The organism is Saccharothrix deserti (assembly GCF_009769385.1).
GTDB lineage: Bacteria > Actinomycetota > Actinomycetes > Mycobacteriales > Pseudonocardiaceae > Actinosynnema > Actinosynnema deserti.
On the sequence record NZ_VKAB01000002.1, the window covers coordinates 476,543 to 500,273 of the forward strand.

22 protein-coding genes are annotated in these 23,731 nt (G+C 70.5%); 9 read left to right on the forward strand and 13 right to left on the reverse strand.

Going from position 1 to position 23,731, the window contains the following annotated elements; genetic code table 11:
• Nucleotides 1-364: 364 nt before the first annotated feature.
• Genes FM051_RS16890 through FM051_RS16910 form a run of 5 tightly spaced genes read left to right on the forward strand, consistent with a single transcriptional unit; the run spans nt 365 to nt 8,013 of the window.
• A complete protein-coding gene (locus FM051_RS16890; protein ID WP_158843948.1) occupies nt 365-1,888 on the forward strand; it encodes a S1 family peptidase in 1,524 nt (507 codons plus the stop codon).
• Nucleotides 1,885-4,134 (forward strand): serine/threonine-protein kinase, encoded by a 2,250-nt coding sequence (locus FM051_RS16895; RefSeq protein ID WP_158843950.1) that lies wholly within the window; start codon nt 1,885-1,887, stop codon nt 4,132-4,134. Before FM051_RS16890 ends, FM051_RS16895 begins: the two co-directional genes overlap by 4 nt.
• Entirely contained in the window at nt 4,131-5,561 is a 1,431-nt protein-coding gene (locus FM051_RS16900) for a VWA domain-containing protein (protein WP_158843952.1), read from the forward strand. Before FM051_RS16895 ends, FM051_RS16900 begins: the two co-directional genes overlap by 4 nt.
• Nucleotides 5,558-6,715 (forward strand): hypothetical protein, encoded by a 1,158-nt coding sequence (locus FM051_RS16905; RefSeq protein ID WP_158843954.1) that lies wholly within the window; start codon nt 5,558-5,560, stop codon nt 6,713-6,715. Before FM051_RS16900 ends, FM051_RS16905 begins: the two co-directional genes overlap by 4 nt.
• Nucleotides 6,712-8,013, forward strand: a complete 1,302-nt coding sequence (locus tag FM051_RS16910) for an ABC transporter substrate-binding protein (RefSeq protein WP_158843956.1) — start codon at nt 6,712-6,714, stop codon at nt 8,011-8,013. Before FM051_RS16905 ends, FM051_RS16910 begins: the two co-directional genes overlap by 4 nt.
• Nucleotides 8,014-8,078: 65 nt before the next feature.
• Here the strand turns inward: FM051_RS16910 and FM051_RS16915 are convergent, their stop codons facing one another.
• The 3 genes from FM051_RS16915 to FM051_RS16925 form a co-directional block, all read right to left on the reverse strand.
• On the reverse strand, nt 8,079-9,665 hold the full coding sequence (locus FM051_RS16915) for a vWA domain-containing protein (RefSeq protein ID WP_158843958.1): 1,587 nt from the start codon (nt 9,663-9,665) through the stop codon (nt 8,079-8,081).
• Between the two features lie 118 nt (nt 9,666-9,783).
• Nucleotides 9,784-10,167 (reverse strand): hypothetical protein, encoded by a 384-nt coding sequence (locus FM051_RS16920; RefSeq protein WP_238412453.1) that lies wholly within the window; start codon nt 10,165-10,167, stop codon nt 9,784-9,786.
• A gap of 32 nt (nt 10,168-10,199) precedes the next feature.
• Nucleotides 10,200-10,358: a hypothetical protein gene (locus FM051_RS16925; RefSeq protein WP_238412442.1), complete on the reverse strand. Its 159-nt coding sequence runs from the start codon at nt 10,356-10,358 to the stop codon at nt 10,200-10,202.
• Between the two features lie 192 nt (nt 10,359-10,550).
• On the opposite strand from FM051_RS16925, the gene FM051_RS16930 reads away from it, so the two are divergent.
• The gene (locus FM051_RS16930; protein WP_158843962.1) at nt 10,551-11,378 is read left to right on the forward strand and encodes a DUF5995 family protein; all 828 of its coding nucleotides are present in this window, start codon (nt 10,551-10,553) and stop codon (nt 11,376-11,378) included.
• A 12-nt stretch (nt 11,379-11,390) separates the two neighbouring features.
• On the opposite strand, the gene FM051_RS16935 is transcribed toward FM051_RS16930, so the two are convergent.
• The 3 genes from FM051_RS16935 to FM051_RS16945 are packed head-to-tail and all read right to left on the reverse strand — an operon-like array spanning nt 11,391 to nt 14,019.
• Nucleotides 11,391-12,512, reverse strand: coding sequence for an aromatic ring-hydroxylating oxygenase subunit alpha (locus tag FM051_RS16935; RefSeq protein WP_158843964.1), 1,122 nt, complete (start codon nt 12,510-12,512; stop codon nt 11,391-11,393).
• A complete protein-coding gene (locus tag FM051_RS16940) occupies nt 12,509-13,678 on the reverse strand; it encodes an NAD(P)/FAD-dependent oxidoreductase (protein WP_158843967.1) in 1,170 nt (389 codons plus the stop codon). The genes FM051_RS16935 and FM051_RS16940 overlap by 4 nt, the downstream gene beginning before the upstream one ends.
• Complete coding sequence (locus FM051_RS16945; RefSeq protein WP_158843969.1) at nt 13,678-14,019, reverse strand: bifunctional 3-phenylpropionate/cinnamic acid dioxygenase ferredoxin subunit; 342 nt, start codon at nt 14,017-14,019, stop codon at nt 13,678-13,680. Before FM051_RS16945 ends, FM051_RS16940 begins: the two co-directional genes overlap by 1 nt.
• A gap of 120 nt (nt 14,020-14,139) precedes the next feature.
• Here FM051_RS16945 and FM051_RS16950 point away from each other — a divergent pair, with 120 nt between their 5' ends.
• Nucleotides 14,140-14,910 (forward strand): IclR family transcriptional regulator, encoded by a 771-nt coding sequence (locus FM051_RS16950; protein ID WP_158843971.1) that lies wholly within the window; start codon nt 14,140-14,142, stop codon nt 14,908-14,910.
• Between the two features lie 21 nt (nt 14,911-14,931).
• On the opposite strand, the gene FM051_RS16955 is transcribed toward FM051_RS16950, so the two are convergent.
• From FM051_RS16955 to purU, 7 genes are read right to left on the reverse strand one after another with little or no spacing between them, the layout of a single operon-like run.
• Nucleotides 14,932-15,528, reverse strand: coding sequence for an MBL fold metallo-hydrolase (locus tag FM051_RS16955; protein WP_158843973.1), 597 nt, complete (start codon nt 15,526-15,528; stop codon nt 14,932-14,934).
• 14 nt (nt 15,529-15,542) lie between these two features.
• Nucleotides 15,543-16,628 (reverse strand): S-(hydroxymethyl)mycothiol dehydrogenase, encoded by a 1,086-nt coding sequence (locus tag FM051_RS16960; RefSeq protein WP_158843975.1) that lies wholly within the window; start codon nt 16,626-16,628, stop codon nt 15,543-15,545.
• Nucleotides 16,629-16,640: 12 nt separating this feature from the next.
• On the reverse strand, nt 16,641-17,732 hold the full coding sequence (locus tag FM051_RS16965) for a zinc ribbon domain-containing protein (protein ID WP_202918874.1): 1,092 nt from the start codon (nt 17,730-17,732) through the stop codon (nt 16,641-16,643).
• A complete protein-coding gene (locus FM051_RS50535) occupies nt 17,717-18,058 on the reverse strand; it encodes a hypothetical protein (protein ID WP_202918875.1) in 342 nt (113 codons plus the stop codon). Before FM051_RS50535 ends, FM051_RS16965 begins: the two co-directional genes overlap by 16 nt.
• A complete protein-coding gene (locus tag FM051_RS16970) occupies nt 18,055-18,666 on the reverse strand; it encodes an IS607 family transposase (protein WP_158843977.1) in 612 nt (203 codons plus the stop codon). Before FM051_RS16970 ends, FM051_RS50535 begins: the two co-directional genes overlap by 4 nt.
• 44 nt (nt 18,667-18,710) lie before the next feature.
• Complete coding sequence (locus FM051_RS16975) at nt 18,711-20,201, reverse strand: aldehyde dehydrogenase family protein (protein ID WP_158843979.1); 1,491 nt, start codon at nt 20,199-20,201, stop codon at nt 18,711-18,713.
• Between the two features lie 21 nt (nt 20,202-20,222).
• Entirely contained in the window at nt 20,223-21,080 is an 858-nt protein-coding gene (purU, locus tag FM051_RS16980; RefSeq protein ID WP_158843981.1) for a formyltetrahydrofolate deformylase, read from the reverse strand.
• 172 nt (nt 21,081-21,252) lie between these two features.
• On the opposite strand from purU, the gene betA reads away from it, so the two are divergent.
• Nucleotides 21,253-22,917: a choline dehydrogenase gene (gene betA, locus FM051_RS16985; protein WP_158843983.1), complete on the forward strand. Its 1,665-nt coding sequence runs from the start codon at nt 21,253-21,255 to the stop codon at nt 22,915-22,917.
• Nucleotides 22,918-22,923: 6 nt separating this feature from the next.
• Nucleotides 22,924-23,712, forward strand: coding sequence for an IclR family transcriptional regulator (locus FM051_RS16990; RefSeq protein WP_158843985.1), 789 nt, complete (start codon nt 22,924-22,926; stop codon nt 23,710-23,712).
• The last annotated feature ends 19 nt before the right edge of the window (nt 23,713-23,731 follow it).

Sequence of the window (23,731 nt, forward strand, 5' to 3'; positions counted from 1 at the left end):
CACTCTCATCGTGTTTCTCCCGTGGTGTGACGCGGAGCGGACATCGGTGTCGGCAGGTAGAGCACGCCTCCTGGCGAGAACAAATGAGCGAAATCGCAACCAGCGCGCCGTTCACGTCTCTGAACTGCGTAAACGTGGCTTGGGAGCGTTCCCGGGCACGCTAACGCACCCCTTTGGAAACGCGCAATGTTTCCGTCGCAAATCCTTCGGATTCACAATTATGAACAAACGAAAAGGCGGTGCCGGTCCGCTCGTCGGCGCACCGCGACGGGCCGCCGCGGGAGCGGAACGCGCCTTTGGGCCATTCGAGCGGTTGATCCGTGACTTGCCTCGGGCGGGTAACCCCGCGCCGTATGGTCGCGCCGTGGCGGCTGGACAGCGACGTTCGTCCGACGACGAACAGTGGCGGGTGCGCCTCGTCGACACCGAGGGCCGCACCCATGGTGCCGGGGTTCAACTGGGGCAGCGGCACGTGCTGACGTGTGCCCACGTCGTGTCCGACATCGGCGACGACGTCGTGGTGCGAGCCGGTTCCACCACCGCGCGGGCCGTCGGACGCCACAGCGTGCCGACGCTGCCGGACGGTCGCGGTGACGTGGCGCTGCTCGAACTGGATCGCGAGTTACCCGGTGACGGGGCCGTGTTGAGCCGGGCGGCGGTGAGCTGGGACCGCGCCGTGCACGTGTTCGGGTTCCCCGAGGGGGTCGGGGACGGTGTCTACGCGCGCACGGTGCTCGCGGGCCGGGCCGGTCCCGGGTCGGAGTGGATCCAGATGAACGCCCGGTCCGGCGTCGAGCAACGGGTGCGTCGCGGGTTCAGCGGCAGCGGGGTCGTCGACGAGCAGACCGGCGCCGTGCTCGGCATCGTGGTCAGCGAGTACAAGGACAAGACGCAGGCGCAGGCGAGCCTGTCGTGGATGATCCCGGTGGAGACGATCCTCTCGCACCTGCCCGAGGTGGATCGGTGGGTGACCGGGGAATCCGCCGCCGACGAGGTGTTCAGCGGCCGGGCCGAGGCCGAGGTCTCGCGGGTCGGTGTGGCAAAAGCGCTGGCGGACTGGCTGGCCCGGGGTGACCGCGGTGATGTCGTGATCACGGTGGTGGGCGCGGACCGGCGGGAGCTGTACCGGCTGGTGGCGTTGTCCGACCGGGAGTCGCGGTTGGTCGCCCCCGACGCGCCGGAGGGCACGGTGCCGGCCGTCGGCAGCATCGACCTGGCGGTGGACGCCTCGGGCCGGACCGCGGACGAGGTGGCGCGGCGGATCGTGCGCCGGGTGGGGATCGCCGTGGACGAGCGGGTCGGGTCGAGCGCGCTGGTCCGGGCGGGCATCCCGCCGATGACGGTCGCGGTGGACGGCGTGGACGAGGCCGTCGACCCCGACGAGTTGCTGAACGGCGTGCTGCGACCGCTCGCGGAGCACGGGACCCGGCTCATCCTCGGGTTCCGGCACGAGTCGTCGCCCAGCCTGGCCGCGGCCTGGACGTGGGAGGTCGACCAGCGCCTGGACGACCTGACCCGGGTGGTCGTGCGGCGCGGCGGCGACCGGGCGGCAAGGCTGCGGCAGCGGGTGACCGAGCTGCGGATCATCGCCAGTCGCCTGGGCCCGGCGGAAGTGCGACCGCGGCTGGAGGAGTTCACCCGCGAGGTGGCCGCCATCGAGGCGGACGCCGATCCCGGCGACGTGCCGCGCGAACTCCACGAACAGGAGAAGCTGCTCGGTGTCTACCTGGCGAAGGCGGTGAAGCGCCGGATCGCCGAGCGCGCCGACCTCGTGGCCCTCCACCGCACGGCCACCGGGTTGCTGCGGCAATCGCCACCCGATCTGGACGCCGTGAAGGACACGGTCCTGGCGTACGCGCTCGCGGTGCGGCGGGAGGAGCGGGCATGACCCCGTGCAACCGGCCCGGCTGCGGCGGAACCGTGGAGGAGACGGGCTTCTGCGACACGTGCGACCGGCGGCCGTTGAGCGGTGAGGCCGCGGTGGACCCCGGCAGCAGCCGGCAGGGTGCGGGCGACGCGTTGTCGTTGCCCGTCTTCGAGTTCCCCGATCCGTCGAGCCGCATCCGCACCGACGCGGAGGTGTCGGAGAGCAGCCGCGTGTGCGGCAGGTGCGGTGCCCCGATCGGCCGCAGCTACAAGGGGAGCCCGGGGCTCGCCGAGGGGGTCTGCCGCCGGTGCGGTCACCCGTACTCGTTCCTGCCGACGCTGCACGAGGGCACCGTGGTGGCCGACCAGTACGAGGTGTTGGGGTGCTTCGCCCGCGGCGGCCTCGGCTGGGTCTACCTCGCGCGCGACACGCACCTGGACGGCAACCTCGTGGTGCTCAAGGGTTTGATCGACGCGCGCGACACCCGACTGGCCGTGGCCGAACGCCGTGCGTTGACCACCATGGACCACAAGAACATCGTGCGGATCTTCAACTTCGTGTCGCACCGCGATGCCCGGACCGGCGAGTCGCGCGACTACATCGTGATGGAGTACGTCGACGGCCTGGAGCTCAGCGAGGTCCAGAAGCGGTCCGCGCTCGGGCGCGAGCCGTTGCGGGTGGAGCACATCCTCACCTGCGTCAGGTACGTCCTGGAGGCGTTCGAGTACCTGCACGGCCGCGGGTTCCTCTACTGCGACATGAAGCCGGCCAACGTGATCGTCCGGCCCGGCAACCGGGGCGAGCACGAGAGCCGGGTGAAGCTGATCGACCTCGGCGCGGTGCGCAGGATCGGCGACCACGTCTCGCCGAAGATCGGCACGGAGGGGTACGAGGCGCCCGAAGCGGACACCGCACGCGGGCTGACCGTGCGGTCCGACCTGCACACCGTCGGTGTGATGCTGGATCGGCTGTTCCACGCCAGCGTCGACTGGGGCGAGGTGTACCGCCCCGCGAACGACCCGAGTCCCCTCGCGATCGGGCTGGAGTCGTTCGAACGGCTCTGGAAGCGCGCGGCCCACACGAATCCCGACCGGCGGTTCGGGTCGGCCCGGGAGATGCTCGACCAGCTCGACGGCGTGCTCCGGGAGTTCGCCTCGCTGCGCGACGGGGTCGCCCGACCCGAGCCGTCCACCACGTTCACGCCCACGGCGGCGCTGCTCGACGACGGGCTCGGCTCGGTGCCGCCGCTGGCCCGCTGGACCCGGCCCGAGGAGTACCGCGGCACCGGCGAGTCGCTGCCGGACGGCCGCCCCACCCCCGGCGCGGTCGCGGTCGGGCTGCCCGTGCCGCGGGTCGATCCCGACGACGCCGCCGCCGACGTCGTGACGGCCGCCGGCGCGTCCGAGCCGCGTCGGCTGCTCGACAAGCTGTCGACGGCCGGGCTCGACACCCCCGAGGTCCTGTTCGCCCGCTGCCGGGCGCACCTGGAGTTGGCGGAACTCGACCACGCGGCGGACGACCTGCGCGCGGCCGGGGACCTGGTGACCGACGACTGGCGGATCGCCTGGCACAGGGGGCTGCTCGCGCTGGCCCGGGGCGACGTCGGCGCGGCCCGGTCGGAGTTCGACGCCGTGTACGACGCCCTGCCGGGTGAGGACGCGCCGAAGCTCGCGCTCGGGTTCTGCGCCGAGCACGGCGGTGATCCGTTCCGCGCGGAGAGGCTCTACGAGGCGGTGTGGCGGCGCGACCGGTCGCAGGGCAGCGCCGTCTTCGGGTTGGCCCGCATCCGGCTCGCCCGACGTGATCGGGCCGGCGCCGTGGCGTTGCTGGACGAGGTGCCGAAGGTGTCGCGGCACTACGACGCCGCCGCGGTCGCGGCCGTGGTCGTGCTCTCCGGCAGGCTGGGATCAGCCGACGAGGGCGAACGGGGTGAACCCGACCCGGCCGACCTGCGCAAGGCCGCGGAACGGTTGTCCGGGCTCTACCTGGACGGCGGCGCTCCGACCGGACCCGCCCGTGACCGGATGACCGCGATCCTGCGCGAAGCCGCGTTCGAGTCGGTCGACAACCCGGTCGTGCTGCCCGCGGGCGCGCTGTTCGGCGACGGGCCCGGCAAGAAGCCCGGCAAGAAGGAGCCCAGCGAGAAGCAGCTGAGCGGGAAGCTCGCGCAGTCGTACCGGGCGTTGGCCGGGCAGGCCGACGACGCCGACGACCTCGGTCTCCTGATCGACCTGGCCAACAAGACTCGTCCGAGGACGTGGGTATGACCTCAGGAACGCAGCCCCGGATCACCCTGGCGGTGGAGCAGAACGAGTACCTGTCACCGGGCGACGCGGAGATGCACGCCGTGCTGACCGTCACGGCGGAAGGGCTCGGCGGCCTCGTGGGACCGGGTGCGGCCGACGCCGCCGAGGTGATCGCCATCGACTGCTCCAGTTCCATGCTCTACCCGCCGACGAAGATCGCCTCGGCGCGGGAGGCGGCCTCCGCCGCGATCGACGCGTTGCGCGACGGCGTGTTCTTCGCCGTGATCGCGGGCACCGACACCGCGCGCGAGGTGTACCCGAAGGGCGGGCGGCTCGTCGCGGCCACGGCCGAGTCCAGGGCGGTGGCGAAGCAGGCGGTGCGCCGGCTGAGACCCGACGGCGGCACCGCCATCGGCACGTGGCTGCGCCTGGCGGACCGGCTGCTGGCCGCCCACCCGTCCGCGATCCGGCACGTCATGCTGCTCACCGACGGGCGCAACGAGCACGAGACCAGGCAGCAGCTGGACGCCGTGCTCGCGGCCTGCGAGGGGCGCTTCACCTGCGACGCGCGCGGTGTCGGGGCGGACTGGTCGCCCGAGGAGCTGCTGCGCATCGTGTCCGTGCTGCACGGGTCCGCCGACGCCGTCCGGGCCGGCGAGGAGCTGGTGGCCGACTTCACCGCGATGATGCGCACGGCGATGGACAAGGTGGTGCCGGACGTCCGGATCCGGATCCGGACCGGGCGGTCCGCCCGGCTGCGGTTCGTCAAGCAGGTGCTGCCCACGCAGGCGGACCTGACCGAGCTCGGCACCAGGGTCGACCCGCGCACGACGGTGTTCTCGACCGGCGCGTGGGGCGAGGAGAGCCGGGACTTCCACGTGTGCCTGGACGTGACCAGGGGTGACGCGCCGCTGAACGAGGAGGTCCAGGCCGCCCGGGTCGACCTCGAAGTCGACCACCCCGGCACGGCTCGGGGCGAGCCGGGCGTGATCCAGGTGCGGTGGACCAACGAGTTCAAGCTCTCCAGCGTGATCCACCCGCTGGTCGCCCACTACAGCAAGCAGACCGACCTCGGGACGGCGATGATGGCCGGCTACGAGGCCTACGACGCCGGGAACGTGCGGCGCGCCGAGGAGCAGTGGGGACAGGCCGTGGCGCTCGCGTCCGCGACGGGCAACGCGGAGGTCCTGCGGCGGCTCGGCAGGCTGGTGGACGTCGTCGGCGAGCCGGCAGCCGGCGTGGTTCGGGTCAAGTCGTCGCTCTCGCCGCACGACCTCCTCAGCGGCGCGATGGGCTCGGTGAAGTCCAGCCGCGCCCCGCGGGTCGAGGTGGAGGAGGTCGCGGAGCCCGAAGGGCCGGACGTCGTCTGCCCGAACTGCGAGCTGGTGTGGCCGCCCGGATCGGTGTTCTGCGAGGGGTGCCGCCAACGCATCGAGGCGTCCCCGTGACCGCTCTGCGCCCCTCCCCCCTCCCCGGGCCGCTGCACCGCGTCCGCCGCCGGCTGCGGGCGCGGTGGAAGACCCGGACGGCACTGCGGTCGCTGCTCGCGGGCCTTCTCGCGACGACCGCGGTGGTGGCGGCGTTCTCGTGGGCCGCCTTCGACAGCGTCCACGACACCATCGACACGGTGGACACCCGGACGTCCCGCGCGCTGTTGGCGGCGTCGGCCGCGAAGTCGGCACTCGTGGAGGCCGACCAGTTGGCGATCAACAGCTTCGTCACCGGTGAGGCGAGGCTCTCGGGACCGGGCGACCGCTACCAGAACCGGATCGCGGCGGCGAGCCAGAGCCTCGCCCAGGTCGCGGAGGACAACGTCGCCGGCGACGCCGGCAGCGAGCAGATCCAGGTCGTGGAAGGACTGCTGGTCGCCTACACCGGGTGGATCGGGCAGGCGGACGCGCACCACCGGCAGGACAGCGGCCTGGCCACGATCGACCTCTGGTACGCCTCCCGACTGCTGCACGCGGAGAACAGCGGCGTGCTGGCGCAGCTCGACCAGCTCGTGCGGGTGCAGCGGGACGCGCTGGACAGCCAGCTGGCGGAAAGCTCGACGTCACCGTGGCGGACCGCGTCGCTCGCCGTGCCGGTGGTCCTGCTGTTCGGCCTCCTGGTCGGCGCGCAGGTGTTCCACGCCAAGCGGTTCCGCCGCGTGTTCAACCCGGCCCTCCTGCTGGCCACGGTGGTCCTGGCGGCCGTGTGCGTGATCACCGGGCACGGTTTGGTCGCACAGCACCGGGTCGAGGGCGCGGACGGTGACCTGCGTGCCCTCGTCGGCACTTGGGAGAACCGGACGTCCGCCACGGCGGCCGTCGGCCAACAGGCGCTCAGCGACCTGGTGACCGGCGAGTGCCGGGGCGCGGACGGCGGGTGCGGCTACACCGTCACCGAGTTCATCTCCGAACTCCGCGCGGCCGACGCCGGGACCCGGCCCACCGACCTGGAGCTGACCCGGCAGGTCGAGCAGGTCAACGACAAGATCGCCGCGGCGAACGGCGCCGCGGACCTGGAACTCCTGATCCCGGCCGGCGCCCTGCTGATCGCGGTGCTGGTGTGGCTCGGGTTCCTGCCCCGTCTCGAGGAGTACAGGCACAGGCGACGATGACCAGGACAACGGCACTACTGCTCACCGCGTTGCTCGCGGCGGCCGGCCTGTCCGGGTGCGCGGGCGCCGGTTCCCTGCCCACCGTCACGGTCCTCGGCTCCTGGACCGGCGAGGAGGAGAAGAGTTTCGAGGCCGTGCTGGCGGAGTTCGAGGCGGAGGAGAACATCGACGTCGAGTACAGCGGGACCCGCGCGCTCAGCCAGGTGTTGCGATCCGAGGTGCAGCAAGGGACACCGCCCGACCTGGCGGTGCTGCCGAGTCCCGGCGAGCTGGCCAACTACGCGCGCGACGACTACCTGCAGGCGCTCGACGACGTGCTCGGTCCGCAGACCGACGAGTACAGCGGTCAGTGGGTGGACCTGGAACGGGCGGCCACCGATCGCCGTTACGGCGTCGCGGTGAAGGCCGACCTCAAGGGCACCGTCTGGTTCAACCCGAAACGCCTGCCGGGACCGAAGCCCGCCACCGAGGAGGAGCTGTCGGCGTTCCTCCGCGATATCGCCGGCAGGGGCGCGACGCCGTGGTGCATGGGGATGGGCTCCACCCCCGACTCGGGTTGGCCGGGGACCGACTGGGTGGAGAACATCCTGTTGCAGCAGGCCGGACCCGACGTGTACGGGCAGTGGGCGGGCGGCCGGCTGGAGTGGACGTCGGAGCCGGTCAAGCGGGCTTGGCTGACGTGGGGACAGCTCGCCGGGCCGACCGCGGTGCGCGGCGGGCCGAAGTCCGTGCTGCTCACCGATTTCGGGGACGCCGGCCGAGGCCTCTTCGACCAGCCGGTCGGCTGCCTGCTGGACCACCAGGGCACCTTCGCCATGAGCACGTACAAGGGCTACGACATGCCGCTCGTCGCCGGGGAGGACTTCGACTTCTTCCCGTTCCCCTCGTCCACGGTCGGCGACCGGGCGTGGGAGGTCTCGGCCGACCTGGCGGCGATGTTCAACCGCACGCCCGAGTCGGAGAAGCTGATCAGGTTCCTCGCCTCCGCGCGGGGCCAGGAGATCTGGCCGGGCAAAGGCGGGGCGTTCTCGGTGAACCGCAAGGTGCCGACGGCGGTGTACGCCGACGACGTGAGCAGGAAGATCGCCACCACGCTGACCTCGTCGGGCACGTTCTGCTTCGACGCGTCGGACCTGATGCCGGGGGTGATGCGCACCGCGTTCTACCGGGCGGCGCTCGAGTACGTCAACGACCCGACCCGCTTGGACACCGCGCTGGCACAACTCGAAACCGTGCGGAAGAACATCGAGGGGGACGAGTGGTTGAACTTCCCCTGCGGTGGACGGGCCACCGGGTAGCCCGGTGCACGGTGGACGTGCACCGGGCGGCACGGCTTCAGGGGTGCCTTGGCTTCAGGGGTGCCTTACCGGTTGTGGGGGACCACGATGTCGACGGAGCCGTAGCCGGTGTTGCCCGCCTTGTCGGTCGCCTGGTAGGTGACCGTGTAGATGCGACCGCCGCCGGAGCCGCTGCGTTCGGCCCTGACGTGGATCTGGCCGTCCGGGGTCACCTCGATGTCGTCGGCGGTGGTGCCGTCGCCTTGGCCGTCATCGGGTTCGGTGCTGGTGACGCCGACCAGGCTGACGACCGGGGCGGGGTCGGTGTCGTCGGTCGCGGTGACCGTGGTGTCGACCCGGACCATGCGGTGGTTCGGCGGCCAGATGCTGGTGGGCGTCGCGGTCACGGTGACGGTGGGCGCCACGACGTCGCCGGGGCTCACGGCCTCTTCGAAGATCTGCCGCAGGATCTCGGCGTAGTCGGCGGCCGTCCCGCCGGGGCGGAAGAAGAACAGTCCACCGGTTTCCTTGGCTAGTTGCTCGAAGACGACGCGAGCGGACGGTGTGGCCGCCGCCGTGCCGAGACCGGCGGCGGCCGCGGCGCAGTCACCGGACAGCATCACGTGGACGGGCACGCCCAGGCTCCGCGCCCGCGCGACGGCGGAGCTGATGTCGCCGCTGTGCGGTGACGCGTCGGTCACCAGGACGATCTCGCCCGCGCTGTCCTCGTCGGCGGCCAGCCTGTCCAGTGCCATGTTCACCGCGCCGAGGGAGTCCTCGGGGCAGTCGCCGCCGCCACCGGGGAACAGGCCGTTGACCGCGGAGATGGCGGCGGCGGTGTCCTCGGTGTTGGCCAGCCGCAGCGTGGGGCCGTCCTTGAAGCTGATCAGCTCGTAGGAGACACCGCGCTGCACCTGGTCGTAGTCGGTGTTGCGGGAGCCGATGAAGTCGGCCAACGCCGTCTTCACGCCGGCGAGCTCGTTGCTCATCGAGCCGGTGTCGTCGACGGCCAGGTCGACCCGCAACGGCGGCCAGGTGGCGACGACGTTCTGGACCTTGACCTCGCCACCGCACGAACCGGTGTGCGTGGTCTCCATGGCCGTGCGGTTGATCGGGTTGCGGGCGCCGCCCGCGGCCTTGAGGATCCGGAAGTCCACTTGGGCGCCGGTGGTCAGGAAGTCGTCCGCGAAGATGAACCCGTTGCGGATACCGCCGACGGGGTCACGGGACACCGTGGACGCCATGAACCCGCTGACGGCGGCGGTCTGCGCGCCGAACGGGCAGGTGACGACGGTCTTGCCCTGGCCGATGATGTCGTTGCCCGCGGCCCGGATGGTGGAGACGACGCTGCCCAGGCCGAAGAAGACGCCCGCGGTGCCGACCTCATCGGCGCTGCGGGGATCTTCGACCGTGATCTCCTTGGTGGTCCGGTCGATGCCGTACACCTTGGCGGGGTCGAGCTGGTTGAGGTACCGCAAACCGAGACCGCGTAAGAGGTCTCCCAGCAACGGGTCCTGCGCCACGGCCGCCTGGCTGTACTCGGCCGACAGTTCCGCGAACCCGGCGGTCGCGGACGTTGTCGGGACTGTCTCGGCGGCCGCGTGCGGCGCCCAGGAACACAGTCCCGCGACCAACGCCGCGACCGGTACGAGTCTTCGTCTCTTGGTTGTCATGGCCCCTCTTTCGGTTGGGTGGCACGCGCTCTCGACGTGTCGCGGCCGGCACGACCGTCGTTAACCCGCCGACCGGACATCACCCGTCCGGCCTCCCCACGCCGGTGGCCGACCACTGTCAGTGGAGTGCCGCCCGCACGACGAGTTCGAACGTGGGGCGGGGATCGGTGTCGTCGTGCAGGGCGATGCGCTGCACGACGTGCCCCTCGAAGCAGGCTCCGATCGCGGTGGCGGCGGCCTGTGGATCGCGTGCGCCGAGTCGTGCGAGGGCGACCGTGCCCACGGCCTCCATGGACGCACGTGGGCGTGCCAGCAACTCCCGGAGGGCCGGCGTGTGGCCGGCCTCCATGAAGAGGGTCAGCCGAGCGGTCGTCGAGGCCCGTCCGGGGCCGGTCATGTGCTCGAACGCCTGGCACAGCGCGTCGACGAACTCGTCCGGCGAGGTGGGCGCGAAGGCGACGCCGACCTGCGCCAGGTCGATTTCCGCGAGGCGGGCGACCACGCCGGACAACGGGCGGCTCTCGTTCCCTCGCGTCAGGCGCGCAACGGGTTGAGGTCCCCGAGCAGCAGGTCGAGCAGCGGGGCGAACAGGTCGGCGAACAGTTCCCGGAGCGCCGGCACGAAGATGAGCAGCGCGATCAACAGCGCCACGTACGGTGCCACGCTGCGCTTGCCCTTGCGCTTCGACGCCATGCACGCCCCCGGAGTGCCGCAGGATTGCCCGACAGCCATGGTCGCACGGATCGGCCGTGAACCTCGGGACGAAGCAGGCCGGCTACTCCGACCGAGGGCAACTCCCGCCGGGACGTATCCGCGAGCCCCTGCCGGACTCCTTGAGCACGGGTCCCGGCAGGGCCCCCGGCCGCACCCACCACGGGAGTTCCCTTGACCGACTTCGCGAGCATCGCCGCACAGCGGCCCGCCACCATCGAGGAGGCGATCCCCTGCATGCAGGTCGCCCTCCGCTACTTCCACGAGCGCAACGACTACCGGGCCGTGTTCCTGCGGGCGTACTACATCATCACGCTGAACGTGCACTCGGCGATCCACCGGTACGGCGACTACAAGAACCCGATCTTCTTCGACGCCGACTGGGTGAGAGCCCAGGCCGGTCACTTCGCGTCGCTGTACTTCCAGTCGATGACCACGCACGAGCGGGACCCCGAGTCGGAGCGGGCGTGGAAACTCGCCCACCGGATGGCGGAGGAGAAGACCTCCACCGTGCTGCAGGACCTCCTCCTCGGGCTGAACGCGCACATCAACTACGACCTCGCCTACGGCACGTTCCTCAACCTCCGGCAGCACGGGGACGACGCCGCACACCTGCTGCTCCCCCGCCGCAAGTTCGACCACGACCAGGTGAACAACATCCTGGTCCGCTCGATCCCGCAGATCGCCGAAACCCTCACCCGCGACTACGGCGGCGGGATCGGCCTGCTGCGCAAGACCCTGAACGGCCTGGACGTCGTGCTGACCGGCACCGGCCTGAAGCACTACCGGGAGCGGGTGTGGTGGTCGGCGGTCTCCTACCTGACCACCGCGGACGAGGAAGAGCTCAACCTGGTCCACCAGAAGCTCAACTGGGAGTCCGCCCAGCTGGCCAAGCTGATCGCCGACACGAGCGTGTGGAGCCTGCCGGTGCGCCGACTGGGCCGTGCCATCCGCAAGGAGGACTACAGCGGCATCATCCTGGAAAGCGCGGCGACCGTGTGACACCCGAAAGGCTTACGCAAGCTTGTCGGTCACCCACGAGTGGAACGCGGCGATGTGGTGCTCACTCGGCACCAGCACGCCGCCGCGCCGGTAGACGCGGGACGACATGGCGGGCTGGCAGCGTTCACAGGCGTCGAAGTCCTGCTGGTTGACGCGGTGGAAGAGCTCGACCGAGCGGGAGACGTCCTTACCCGTCGCGACGACCTCCTTGCTGTACAGCCAATCGCACTCCACGATCGTGCGATCGGCCGCGACCGGGTACATGCGGTGGAAGATGACGTGGTCGGGCACGAGGTTGATGAACACCTGCGGGTTGACGGTGACCGCGTAGTAACGCCGGTCCTGCTCCTCCGACAGGTGTTCCAGCTTGCCGAAGCCCTCGCTGCCGTCCACGGTGAAGCCCTGCACCTCGGAGGCGAACTCGGCGCCGTGCCCGACGTAGTACTGCGCCGCGTACCCGTCGGCGAACTCGGGCAGCACCTCGGTCAGCTCCGGGTGGATCGTGGCGCAGTGGTAGCACTCCATGAAGTTCTCGACGATCAGCTTCCAGTTCGCCTTGACGTCGTAGACGATCCGCCGCCCGACCTCCAGCGAGTCGACCTCCCACCGGTCGATCAGCTCCGCGTCGCCGAGCCTGGCCGTGGCGGCGCCGACCACGGTGTCCTCGAAGGACGGCGGGTCGTCCGCCAGGCACACCCAGGCGTAGCCCAGCCACTCCCGCAGGTGCACGCCGACCAGCCCGTACTCGACCCGGTCGATGTCGGGCATCTTGGTCAGGTTGGGCGCGGCGACGAGCTTGCCGTCCAGGCCGTAGGTCCAGGCGTGGTAAGGGCATTGCAGTGACCGCTTGGTCTCCCCCGACTCCTCCACGCACAGCTTCGCGCCGCGGTGGCGGCAGACGTTCAGGAACGCTCTCAGCACGCCGTCCCGGCCGCGCACCAGCAACACGCTCTCCCGGCCCACCTGCACGGTCTTGAACTTGCCCGGCGTGTCGATCTCGCCGGCACGCGCCGCGGCGAACCAGTGCGTCTCGAAGATCCGCGACTGCTCCAGCTCGAAGATCGCCGGATCGGTGTAGTAGTGGCCCGACAACGTGGCCAGGAGGCTGGGTGGCAGGTTCGTGCCGAGCGTCATCGGACTACCTCCGCTTCGGGGACGGCCAGCTCGCGGCGCAGGCGGCCGAAGAGCTTGGCGCGGTTGACGGCGAGCACGGCGACGGAACGCCCGTCCCGCCGGTAGACGGCGGCGAACGACCGCTCCGCCGGGTCGCCCTCGGCGATCTCGACGGCGTCGCCGGGACGGCGGTGGCCCGCGAACTGCAGCCGCACGCCGTACTGGTCGGACCAGAAGTAAGGGGCCGCCGACCGCACGTCGGCCCGCCGGCCGAGCAGGGTCGCGGCGGCGATCTCCGGCTGCTGCACGGCGTTCGTCCAGTGCTCCAGCCGCAGGGCCGAGCCCGCGAACCGGTTGTACGACAACGCGCAGTCGCCCACGGCCACGATCCCGGGGACCCCGGTCGCGCACCGGGCGTCGGTGAGCACGCCGCCGTCCACCTCGACCCCGGAGCCCGCGAGCCAGTCCACGTTCGGCACCGCGCCGACGCCGACGACCACGGTCGCGGCGGGCAGTTCCCGGTCGTCGGCCAGCCGGACCGCGCGCACCCGGCCCGCTCCGACGAACCCGGCCACGCCCACACCGGTGACGAGGCGGGTGCCGTTATCGGTGTGCAGGGCGGCGACGAGCGCGCCCATCTCGGGACCGAGCGGACCGGCCAACGGCGTGGGCAGCGCCTCGACCACGGTCACGTCCAGCCCCAGGGCGCGGGCCGTCGAGGCGACCTCGGCGCCGATGAACCCGGCGCCGATCACCACCAGCGGTCCGCCCTCGGCGAGTTCGGCGCGCAACGCGAGGGCGTCGTCCAACGACCGCAACGTGTGCACGCCCGCGAGTCCCGAGCCGGGCAGGGTGCGGGCCCGTGCGCCGGTGGCCAGCACGACGCCGTCGGAGACCAGCTCCTCGCCGGAGTCCAGCCGGACCGCGCGGCGCGAGGCGTCGAGCGCGATCGCCTTGTGCCCCAACCACCAGTCGACGTCGAGCTCGTCGTCGTCCGGAGTGGACAGTGCGAGGTCCTCGACCGAGGCCTTGCCCGCCAGGAATTCCTTCGACAGCGGCGGCCGGTCGTAGGGCCGGTGCGGTTCGTCGCCGACGACCACGATCCGGCCGTCGTAGGACTGCGACCGCAGCGCGCGTGCGGCGGACAGACCCGCGAGCGACGCGCCCACCACCGTGATGGCCCGCATCAGGCCACCTCGCCGTGTCCGACAACCGGGGAATCAGCCGGCACGGACACGCGCACGTACACGTAATCGTTCTCCACCACCACCTCGTGCGTCCGCACGGGTCTCTTCGCCGGCGGTCCGGTGGGTCTGCCGGTGCGCAGGTCGAAGCACGTGGCGTGCAGGGGGCACTCGACCAGGCAACCCTCCAGCCAGCCGTCGGCCAGGGAGGCGTCCTGATGGGTGCAGGTGTCGTCGATGGCGTAGAGCACGCCGTCGGCGTTGAACACCGCGATCGGCACTTCGGCCTCGACGCGGACCGCTTCGCCGACCGGCAGGTCGGGCACGGCGCAAACCGGGATCATGAACGCCTCCGTTGTGCTATCCACAACTGGTCGTGCTATACGCAACAGATTGAGGCTCATACCGCGACCCGTCAAGGGTCCCACCAGGGGAAAATCGTGACCGCTGGGTAAAGTTGCGCCATGGGGAACGAACAGCCCGCCGTCCAGGTCCAGTCGGTCGACCGCGCGCTGGCGATCCTGGACCTGCTGGCCCGACGCGGCGAGGCGGGCGTCACCGAGATCGCCGCCGAGCTCGACGTGCACAAGTCGACCGCGTTCCGGCTGGTCGGCGCGCTGGAGAACCGCCGGCTGGTCGAGCAGGTCAGCGACCGCGGCAAGTACCGGCTGGGCTTCGGCATCATCCGGCTGGCGGGCGCGACCACGGCGACCCTGGACCTGCCCCGCGAGGGTCAGGCCGTGTGCGAACGGCTGGCGACCGAACTGGACGAGACGGTCAACCTGGCCATCATGGACTCCGGCGCGGCCACGAACATCACCCAGGCCTACGGATCCGCCGCCGTGACCACCCGCAACTGGATCGGCCAGCGCACCCCGCTGCACGCCACGTCCAGCGGCAAGGTGCTCCTGGCGTGGGCCGAAGAGCCGGTGCTGAACGCCGCACTGGACACCCTGGAGCGCTTCACCCCGAACACCATCACCAGCCGCTCCAAGCTCTTGGCCGAACTCGACACCGTCCGAGAGCAGGGCTGGGCCTCGACCAACGAGGAACTGGAGATCGGCCTCAACGCGGTCGCCGCCCCGATTCGCGGCGCGGGCGGCACGGTCGTGGCGGCGGTCAGCGTCTCCGGCCCCGCCTACCGCCTGACCGTCGACTCCTTCGCGTCCGTCACCGAGAAGCTGCTCGCGGGCGCGTACGAGATCAGCACCAGGATCGGCTACTTCGGCAACTAGGACCGTGAGCCGGGCGCAGAGCTAGGCGATGTTCCCGGCCTCCGCGCCGATCGTGGTCGAGTCGCCGTGACCCGTGTGGACTTCCGTTTCCGGCGGCAGGGTCAGCAGGCGTTCCGAAATGGACTTGATGATCGTCGGGTGGTCGCTGAACGACCTCCCGGTCGCACCCGGTCCGCCCTGGAACAGCGTGTCGCCGGTGAACACCGCGCCCAGCGACGGCGCGTAGAGGCACACCGCGCCGGGTGAGTGGCCCGGCGTGTGCAGCACGTGCAGGTCCACTCCCCCGACACTCAGCACCTGTCCGTCGCTCAACGGCTCGAACGACCACGACGAGTGGACGCGACGCCACAGCACCTCGTCGTCCGGGTGCAGCAGCACGGGCGCGCCGGTGGCCTTGGCCAGTTCCCGCGCCGCGCCGATGTGGTCGTCGTGCGCATGGGTGCACACGATCGCGGAGACGCTCCGGTCACCGATCGCCCGCACGATCGCCAACGCGTCGTGCGCCGCGTCGATCACCACGACCTCGTGCTCGTCGCCGACGAGCCACACGTTGTTGTCCACGTCCCACGTCCCGCCGTCGAGGCTGAACGTCCCGGACGTCACGACCCGCTCGATCACAGCACCACCACCGATCACAGCACTACCACCGACCGCAGCACGTCGCCGTGGTGCATCCGCTCGAACGCCTTCTCCACGTCCTCAAGCGCGATGGTCTCGGACACGAACGCGTCCAGGTCCAGCCGCCCCTGCCGGTAGAGGTCGACGAGCATCGGGAAGTCCCGCGACGGCAGGCAGTCTCCGTACCAGGACGACTTGAGCGAGCCACCGCGCGAGAACATGTCGATCAGCGGCATCTCCAGCTTCATGTCCGGGGTGGGCACGCCGACCAGCACCACGGTGCCCGCCAGGTCACGGGCGTAGAAAGCGGTCTTCCACGTCTCCGGCCGCCCGACCGCGTCGATCACGACGTCCGCGCCGAAGCCCCCGGTCAGCTCCCGGATGGCCTCGACCGCGTCCACACCGGTCGAGTTGACCGTGTGCGTGGCGCCGAAGTCCTTGGCCCACGCCAGCTTCCGGTCGTCCACGTCGACCGCGATGATCTTGGCCGCACCCGCCAACCGGGCGCCGGCGATGGCCGCGTCGCCCACGCCGCCGCAGCCGATGACGGCCACCGAGTCGCCTCTGGTCACGCCGCCGGTGTTGAGCGCCGCGCCCAGCCCGGCCATGACGCCGCACCCGAGCAGCCCAACGGCCGCCGGTGACGCCGACGGGTCGACCTTGGTGCACTGCCCCGCCGCCACCAGCGTCTTCTCCGCGAACGCACCGATGCCCAGCGCGGGCGACAGCGGCGTGCCGTCGGCCAGCGTCATGGGCTGGGTCGCGTTGTGGGTGGCGAAGCAGTACCAGGGCCGGCCGCGCAGGCACGCCCGGCACGTGCCGCACACCGCACGCCAGTTGAGCACCACGAAGTCGCCGGGCACGAGGTCCGTGACGCCCTCGCCGACCGATTCCACCGTCCCGGCCGCCTCGTGGCCGAGCAGGAACGGGAACTCGTCGTTGATCCCGCCCTGTCTGTAGTGCAGGTCGGTGTGGCAGACGCCGCAGGTCTTGACGCGGACCAGCGCCTCACCGGGCCCCGGGTCGGGCACGATGATCGTCTCCACCGAGACGGGCGCCCCCTTGGACCGGGCGACGACCGCACGTACCTCGTGACTCATGACGGCTGCTTCCTATTCCTTGATCAGAGTTGATCGGATTCGGATGTTTTGCTCTCCGCACCGGCAGTGACCTGCGGTGTTGGAGTCCTGGTCCGGCAGTCTGGACCGTTGGCGATCTCGTTCCTGGATGATCTGCTTCACCCGCGTGTGCGGGGTGTGCAGGCCGATGTCGGGGTCGGCGGCTCGCTCCAGGATGTTGATCGCAGCGGCGTGGTCGGCGTGCCACACGGCCCCGCACCGGGTGCAGTGAAGCCGGTCCCCGGCCCGTTTCCCGAAGGAGTCGGTGCCGGGGATGACTTGTGACGTGTAGGCAGCGTTGACCAGCCGCAACGCAGAACCTCTGCGTTCCGACACGTTCGCCAGCGCCTCGGCGGTGACCCCCTTGGTCCAGGCCGCCAGGCGCCGGTTGGTGTTCCTACCGAGCCGTTTCCGGCCGGTGAAGGTTCTTGTCAGGTCCTCGGCCACGACGAGCGCGGCCTTGTCGACCACCGCGTGCGCGGCCTTGAAGGTGATGTCCCGGACTCGGCGCTGCCACGCGGCCGAGCGACGCCGACGTTTGATCACGCCGAGGTTGTTGTCCCGGATACGCCGGGCTTTCGCGTGGTCGCCGCGTTCGATGGCTTTCCCCGCGATGCTACGGAGCTTCGCGCGACGAGCGTTCTTCGTCTTCCGGTGGTCCGATTCGCCGGTGAGCAGTTCGCCCAGTTCGGTGCCGTGGTGGTGGCCGTCGGAGTCGGTGAGGACTTCGCTGTAGCCCTTGTCCACGCCAATCTCACGGTCACCGCAGGGTCGCTTCGACGACGTCAAGGTGGTCGCGTCGATCGTGTAGTGCACCTCGACCCGGTCGGCGCGCAAGATCAGTCGTAGCGTCCCGGTGGGGGCGACGGTGGTGTTCAGCGGGATCGTGACCAGCCGGCGGCGCTCCAGTCCGGGTACGGCCAGCCACACGTTGCCGCGCTCCGCGAGGGTGAAGGTGCGGTACTGGTCGGAGCGCACCACGATCTGGTTGTGGGTACGGTTGCGGCCACGTCTGGTGTGCTGGCGCATCAACCGGCACAGGTACGGATCACCGGTCCACATGTCCCGCTTCAACGCGGTGAACATCCGCCTCCGCTCCGCCGCGTCCCCGGTTCGCCGGTGGACGGCCTTGCGGACCTGGCCTTGGCGGCCTCGCGATTCGCGGTGATGTCCGCGACCGCGTCCCGCACCGTTTCCTTCCACGCGTTCGCCAACACCGTGAAGGCACCGGCGGTGCCGTCGGCCATCCACCGGTCGCGGATGACCCGGTCCGTGACACCGACGCCGTTGACGGAGCCGTACTCGCGCCACACCTTGGACCGGATGACGCCGAGCCGCCGGGCCTGCTCCGCGAGCTGCTCGAACTTGCCCGCGTTGAGGTCCGCGGAGTAGGCGACACGGGTGACCTTCACCGGCCACCGCCGCCCAGGGCGTCCCTCAGGGCCTTCTCGTAGCGGCGCAGACCGTGCAGGCGGTGGGAGAACGTGTGCACGATCGACAGCAGGTCCTGCACCAGCTCTTCCAGCGGCGACAGCGACTCCTGGTTCGCGACCAGGATCGTGCAGCCGTTCTTCTCGGCCACGTGCTCCAGGTAGTCGAACCCGAACCGGGCCAACCGGTCCGTGTGGGCGACGACCAGCGTGGCTATCTCGCCCCGCTCGATCGCATCCATCACCGCGAGCAGCTTCTCGCGCTTGAGGTCCATACCGCCGCCGACTTCGGTGATCCACCGGTCGACAGCAAGACCACGGCCGAGGCAGAACCGCTCCATCGCCTGGACCTGCGAGTCCAGGTCGCTTTTCTGTCCGCGAGTGGAAACCCGGCAGTACACAACTGTCTGACGACCTGCTTCCTCGAATCCGGGTTGCAGAACTCGCCGCACGTCGGCGTCGGTGAAGTACCGCTGACCAGACGCCGTCCGCTTGGCGGTGATACGACCTTCCCGCTCCCACCTGCGAATAGTGGAAGCGGAACGACCGACACGTAGCGCGAACTCGCTGATCCGGTACATGCTGACCACTATAGCCAACATTAGATAGGAGTGAGTAAGAAACGCGCACTAGATCACCTCTCCTCGGGCGGACCGGTTCTGGTGAACCAGTGCTCCGGACGGGGGGCGGTGTTCTCGTAGACGTGCTTGGCCTCCTGGTACTCCGCGAGGCCGGTGGGACCGAGTTCGCGGCCGATGCCGGAGCGCTTGAAACCGCCCCACTCGGCCTGCGGGAGGTACGGCCCGAAGTCGTTGATCCACACGGTACCGTGCCGCAGCCTGCGGGCGACCCGGCGCGCGCGGTCGCGGTCGCCCGACCACACGGCGCCGGCCAGGCCGTAGTCGGTGTCGTTGCCCAGCTCGACGGCCTCGTCCTCGGTGGTGAACCGCTCGACGGTGAGGATCGGGCCGAAGGTCTCCTCCTGCACGATGCTCATCGACCGGTCGCAGTCGTCGAAGATCGTGGGCAGGTAGAAGAACCCCGCCCGCAACCGCGGGTCGTCCGGCCGCTTGCCGCCGGTGAGCAGCGTCGCGCCGTCCGCCAGGCCCTGCGCCACGTGCCGCTCGACCTTGGCGAGGTGCTCGGCGGAGACCAGCGGGCCGCTGCGGCTGTCCGGGTCCAGGCCGTTGCCCAACCGGATGCGCTCCGCGCGGCGGACGAGTTCGGCGACGAAATCGTCGTGCAACCGCTCGTGGACGATGAGCCGGGTGCCGGCCGAGCACACCTGTCCCGCGTGCAGGAACACGCCGGTCAGCGCGTGGTCGACGGCCGCCTCGAAGTCGGCGTCGGGGAACACGACGTTGGGGTTCTTGCCGCCCAGTTCCAGCGCGATCTTCTTCACCGTGTCCGCCGCCGAACGCATGATCGCCTGGCCGGTCCGCAGCCCTCCGGTGAACGACACCAGGTCCACTTCCGGCGCGGCGGTGAGCGCCGGACCGACCTCGGGACCGGCGCCGAGGATCAGGTTCACCACCCCGTCTGGCACGCCCGCCCGCTCGATCAGCTCGACCAGCTTCACCGTGGTCAGCGGCGTGACCTCGCTCGGCTTCACCACGATCGTGTTGCCGGCGGCCAGCGCGGGCGCGATCTTCCACGACGCCTGGAGCAGCGGGTAGTTCCACGGGGCGATCAGCACGCACACGCCGACCGGCTCGTGCACGACCTCGCTCACGATGTCGGGATTCCCGACCTCGACGCGTCGGGTGTGGTCGACTTCGGCCAGGTCGGCGTAGTAGCGGAACACCGACACCACGTCGTCCACGTCGATCTCGCTCTCGACCAGCGTCTTGCCGGTGTCGAGCGTCTCCCAGCGGGCGATGTCGGCCTTGTTACGCACCAGTAGGTCGGCGACGCGGCGCAGCAGCTCGGCGCGCTGCCGCGGGGTCCAGCGCGGCCACTCGCCGGTGTCGAACGCCCGGCGCGCCGCCCGCACGGCCTCGCGCGCGTCCTCGGCGGTCGCCTCGTCGACCTTCGCGATCACCGCCTGGTCGAACGGGTTGACGACCTCGCGCTGACGTCCCCCGGCGCCGCTCGTCCAGCGGCCGGCGACGAACAGGTTCGGCATTGGCTGACCCCTTCTGGCGGACTAGCGGAAGACGACGGTCCGGTGCCCGTCCAGCAGCACCCGACGCTCCACGTGCCATTGGACCGCACGCGACAGCGCCATGCACTCCGCGTCGCGGCCGACCACGGCCAACTCGTCGGGGCCGAGCGAGTGGTCGACCCGGATGACCTCCTGCTCGATGATCGGCCCCTCGTCCAGGTCGGGTGTCACGTAGTGGGCGGTCGCGCCGACCACCTTCACGCCCCGGTCGAACGCCTGCGCGTAGGGCTTGGCGCCCTTGAAGCTGGGCAGGAACGAGTGGTGGATGTTGATCACCCGGCCGTCCAGCTTCTGGCACAGCTCGTCCGAGAGCACCTGCATGTACCGGGCCAGCACGACCAGTTCCACGTCGTGTTCGGCGACCAGCTCCAGCAGCCGCGCCTCGGCGGCGGGCTTGGTGTCCTTGGTCACCGGGACGTGCTCGAACGGGATGCCGTAGGAACGGGCCAGCGGCTCGAAGTCGGGGTGGTTGGACACGATCAGCGGGATGTCGATCCTCAGCTGGCCGGTCCGCCACCGGTAGAGCAGGTCGTTGAGGCAGTGGCCGGACTTCGACACCATCAGCAGCACCTTGGGCCGCGCCTCGGCGTCGTCCATCCGCCAGTCCATGTCGTAGGCGGCGGCGACCTTCGCGAACGACTGCCGCAGCCGGTCGAACGTGACCGGCTCCCGGCGGACGGCGAAGTGCACGCGCATGTAGAAGCGCTCGCTCAGGCGGGAGTCGAACTGCCGGCTGTCCACGATGTCGCAGCCGTGCTCGACCAGGAACCCCGAGACACCGTGCACGATGCCGGGCCGCTCGGGGCAGGTCAGTGTGAGCACGAAGTCGGTGTTCGCCATACGACCTCCGCTGTTGCACTATCCGGCACACTGGTCGCGATGTGCAACAGCATGACCCGACGGTCGTCACAGCGTCAACCCTTGAGGTGAGCCAGGCCCGCAGCTAGCCTTCACATGGTTCGCATGACGAGACGTGTTGATCCCTGCGCAACAACCGCTCGGGAGGACCGCTTTGGACCAGCGATACGACTACATCATCGTCGGAGGCGGATCGGCGGGCAGCTCGCTGGCCAACCGGCTGTCCGCGGACCCGTCGACCTCGGTGCTCGTGCTCGAAGCGGGCCGCCCCGACTGGACCTGGGACCTGTTCATCCACATGCCCGCCGCCCTGACGATGGTCATCGGGAACCGCTTCTACGACTGGAAGTACGTCTCCGAACCCGAGCCCTTCATGAACAACCGCCGCATCACGCAGGGCCGCGGCAAGGTGCTGGGCGGCTCCAGCTCGATCAACGGGATGATCTTCCAGCGCGGCAACCCGATGGACTACGAGCGCTGGGCCGCCGACCCCGGTATGTCCACTTGGGACTACGCGCACTGCCTGCCCTACTTCAAGCGGATGGAGAACTGCCTGGCCGGCGGTGACGAGTGGCGCGGCGACAGCGGTCCCCTCACGCTCGAACGCGGCCCGGCGACCAACCCGCTGTTCCAGGCGTTCTTCGAAGCCGTCCAGCAGGCCGGTCACCCGCTCACCGACGACGTCAACGGCTACCGGCAGGAGGGCTTCGCCCGGTTCGACCGCAACATCCGCAACGGTCGGCGGTGGTCGGCCGCACGCGCCTACCTGCACCCGGTCAAGAGCCGCCCCAACCTGACCGTGCAGTGCTTCTCCCTGGTGCACCGCGTGCTGTTCGAGGGCAAGCGCGCGGTCGGCGTCGAGTACAGCCGGCCGGGCAGGGGAACCCGCGAGGTCCACGCGGGAGAAGTCATCCTCAGCGGCGGCGCGATCAACACGCCCCAGCTGCTCCAGCTGTCCGGTATCGGCAACCCCGACGAGCTGCGCCCGCTGGGCATCGACGTCGTCGACGAGCTGCCGGGCGTCGGCGAGAACCTGCAGGACCACCTGGAGGTCTACGTCCAGCACGCCTGCACGAAGCCCATCTCGTTCAACCCCTCCCTGAAGCTGCGCAACCGGCCCGCGATCGGGCTCCAGTGGCTGCTGAACAAGAGCGGCCCGGCGGCGACCAACCACTTCGAGGCCGGCGGGTTCGTCCGGGGCAACGACCAGGTCGCCTACCCGAACCTGATGTTCCACTTCCTGCCCATCGCGGTCCGGTACGACGGCACGCCGGTCGGCGCGGAGCACGGCTACCAGGTCCACATCGGACCGATGTACTCCGACGCCCGCGGCACCGTGAAGATCAAGTCAGCCGACCCGGAGCAGCACCCCGCCCTGCGGTTCAACTACCTGTCCACCGAGCAGGACCGGCGCGAGTGGGTGGAGGCGGTCAACGTGGCGCGGGACATCCTGGCCCAGCCCGCGTTCGCCGAGTTCAGCGGCGGCGAGCTGTCGCCGGGGCCGGGCGTCCGGACCGATCAGGAGATCCTGGACTGGGTGGCCCGCGACGGCGAGACGGCCTACCACCCGTCGTGCACCGCGAAGATGGGCGTGGACGAGATGGCCGTGGTCGACCCGACGTCGATGCGGGTGCACGGCGTCGAGGGCCTGCGGGTGGTGGACGCCTCGGTGCTGCCCTACGTCACCAACGGCAACATCTACGCGCCCGTGATGATGGTCGCGGAGAAGGCGGCCGACCTGATCCTGGGGAACACACCGCTCCAACCTGCGAAGACACCGTTCTACCGGCACACCCAGGGTTCGGATAGTGCAAAGTAGTGCGTTATGAGCAACAGCGAGTCCAGCGCGAGCACGATCCAGTCGGTCGACCGCGCGCTGACGGTGCTCTCCCTGCTCGCCCGGCACGGCGAACTCGGCGTCACCGAGATCGCGGCCATGCTCGCCGTGCACAAGTCCACCGCGTTCCGCCTCGTCGCCACGCTCGAACTGCACGAGCTGGTGGAGCAGAACACCGAGCGGGGCAAGTACCGGCTGGGCATGGGTGTGCTCCAGCTCGCCGGGGCCACCACGGCGCGCCTGGACATCGTCCAGCGGGGCAGACCGGTGATCCTGCGGCTGGCCGAGGAGCTGGGCGAGACGGTGAACATCACCGTCCTGTCCGGGCACGAGGCGCTCTACCTCGACCAGGTCGCCGCCACCGCCGCGCTGAGACCGCACAACTGGGTCGGCCAGCGCATCCCGCTGCACGCCACGTCCAACGGCAAGGTGCTGTTGGCGCACGTGTCGCAGGAGCGGTTCGCCGAGCTGACCGCCGAGCCGCTGCGCCGCTTCACCGACCGCACCAACACCGACGTCGCCGCCCTGGAGGCCGAGGTCCGAGCCGCCGCACGGGACGGGTACGCGGTCGCGGTGGACGAGTTGGAGATCGGCCTGACCGCCATCGCCGCGCCGATCGCGGGACCGGACGGCGAGGTGGTCGGGTCGGTCAGCGCGTCCGGGCCGACGTTCCGCATCCCGGCCGAGCGCATCCCCGCCGTCGTGGCGAAGGTGGTCGAGGCGGCCGGGCAGATCTCGCGCCGGCTGGGCTGGCACGGCCTTCCAACCCGGTCCTGACCTCATCCAGCCCATTCCT

Bases quoted from the DNA above. Each gene is read 5' to 3' on its own strand.
- FM051_RS16895 (WP_158843950.1), top strand. From the start codon at position 1,885: ATGACCCCGTGCAACCGGCCCGGCTGCGGCGGAACCGTGGAGGAGACG.
- FM051_RS16900 (WP_158843952.1), top strand. From the start codon at position 4,131: ATGACCTCAGGAACGCAGCCCCGGATCACCCTGGCGGTGGAGCAGAAC.
- FM051_RS16910 (WP_158843956.1), top strand. From the start codon at position 6,712: ATGACCAGGACAACGGCACTACTGCTCACCGCGTTGCTCGCGGCGGCC.
- FM051_RS16915 (WP_158843958.1), bottom strand. From the start codon at position 9,665: ATGACAACCAAGAGACGAAGACTCGTACCGGTCGCGGCGTTGGTCGCG.
- FM051_RS16925 (WP_238412442.1), bottom strand. From the start codon at position 10,358: ATGGCGTCGAAGCGCAAGGGCAAGCGCAGCGTGGCACCGTACGTGGCG.
- FM051_RS16935 (WP_158843964.1), bottom strand. From the start codon at position 12,512: ATGACGCTCGGCACGAACCTGCCACCCAGCCTCCTGGCCACGTTGTCG.
- FM051_RS16940 (WP_158843967.1), bottom strand. From the start codon at position 13,678: ATGCGGGCCATCACGGTGGTGGGCGCGTCGCTCGCGGGTCTGTCCGCC.
- FM051_RS16945 (WP_158843969.1), bottom strand. From the start codon at position 14,019: ATGATCCCGGTTTGCGCCGTGCCCGACCTGCCGGTCGGCGAAGCGGTC.
- FM051_RS16950 (WP_158843971.1), top strand. From the start codon at position 14,140: ATGGGGAACGAACAGCCCGCCGTCCAGGTCCAGTCGGTCGACCGCGCG.
- FM051_RS16960 (WP_158843975.1), bottom strand. From the start codon at position 16,628: ATGAGTCACGAGGTACGTGCGGTCGTCGCCCGGTCCAAGGGGGCGCCC.
- FM051_RS16965 (WP_202918874.1), bottom strand. From the start codon at position 17,732: ATGTTCACCGCGTTGAAGCGGGACATGTGGACCGGTGATCCGTACCTG.
- FM051_RS16975 (WP_158843979.1), bottom strand. From the start codon at position 20,201: ATGCCGAACCTGTTCGTCGCCGGCCGCTGGACGAGCGGCGCCGGGGGA.
- purU (WP_158843981.1), bottom strand. From the start codon at position 21,080: ATGGCGAACACCGACTTCGTGCTCACACTGACCTGCCCCGAGCGGCCC.
- FM051_RS16990 (WP_158843985.1), top strand. From the start codon at position 22,924: ATGAGCAACAGCGAGTCCAGCGCGAGCACGATCCAGTCGGTCGACCGC.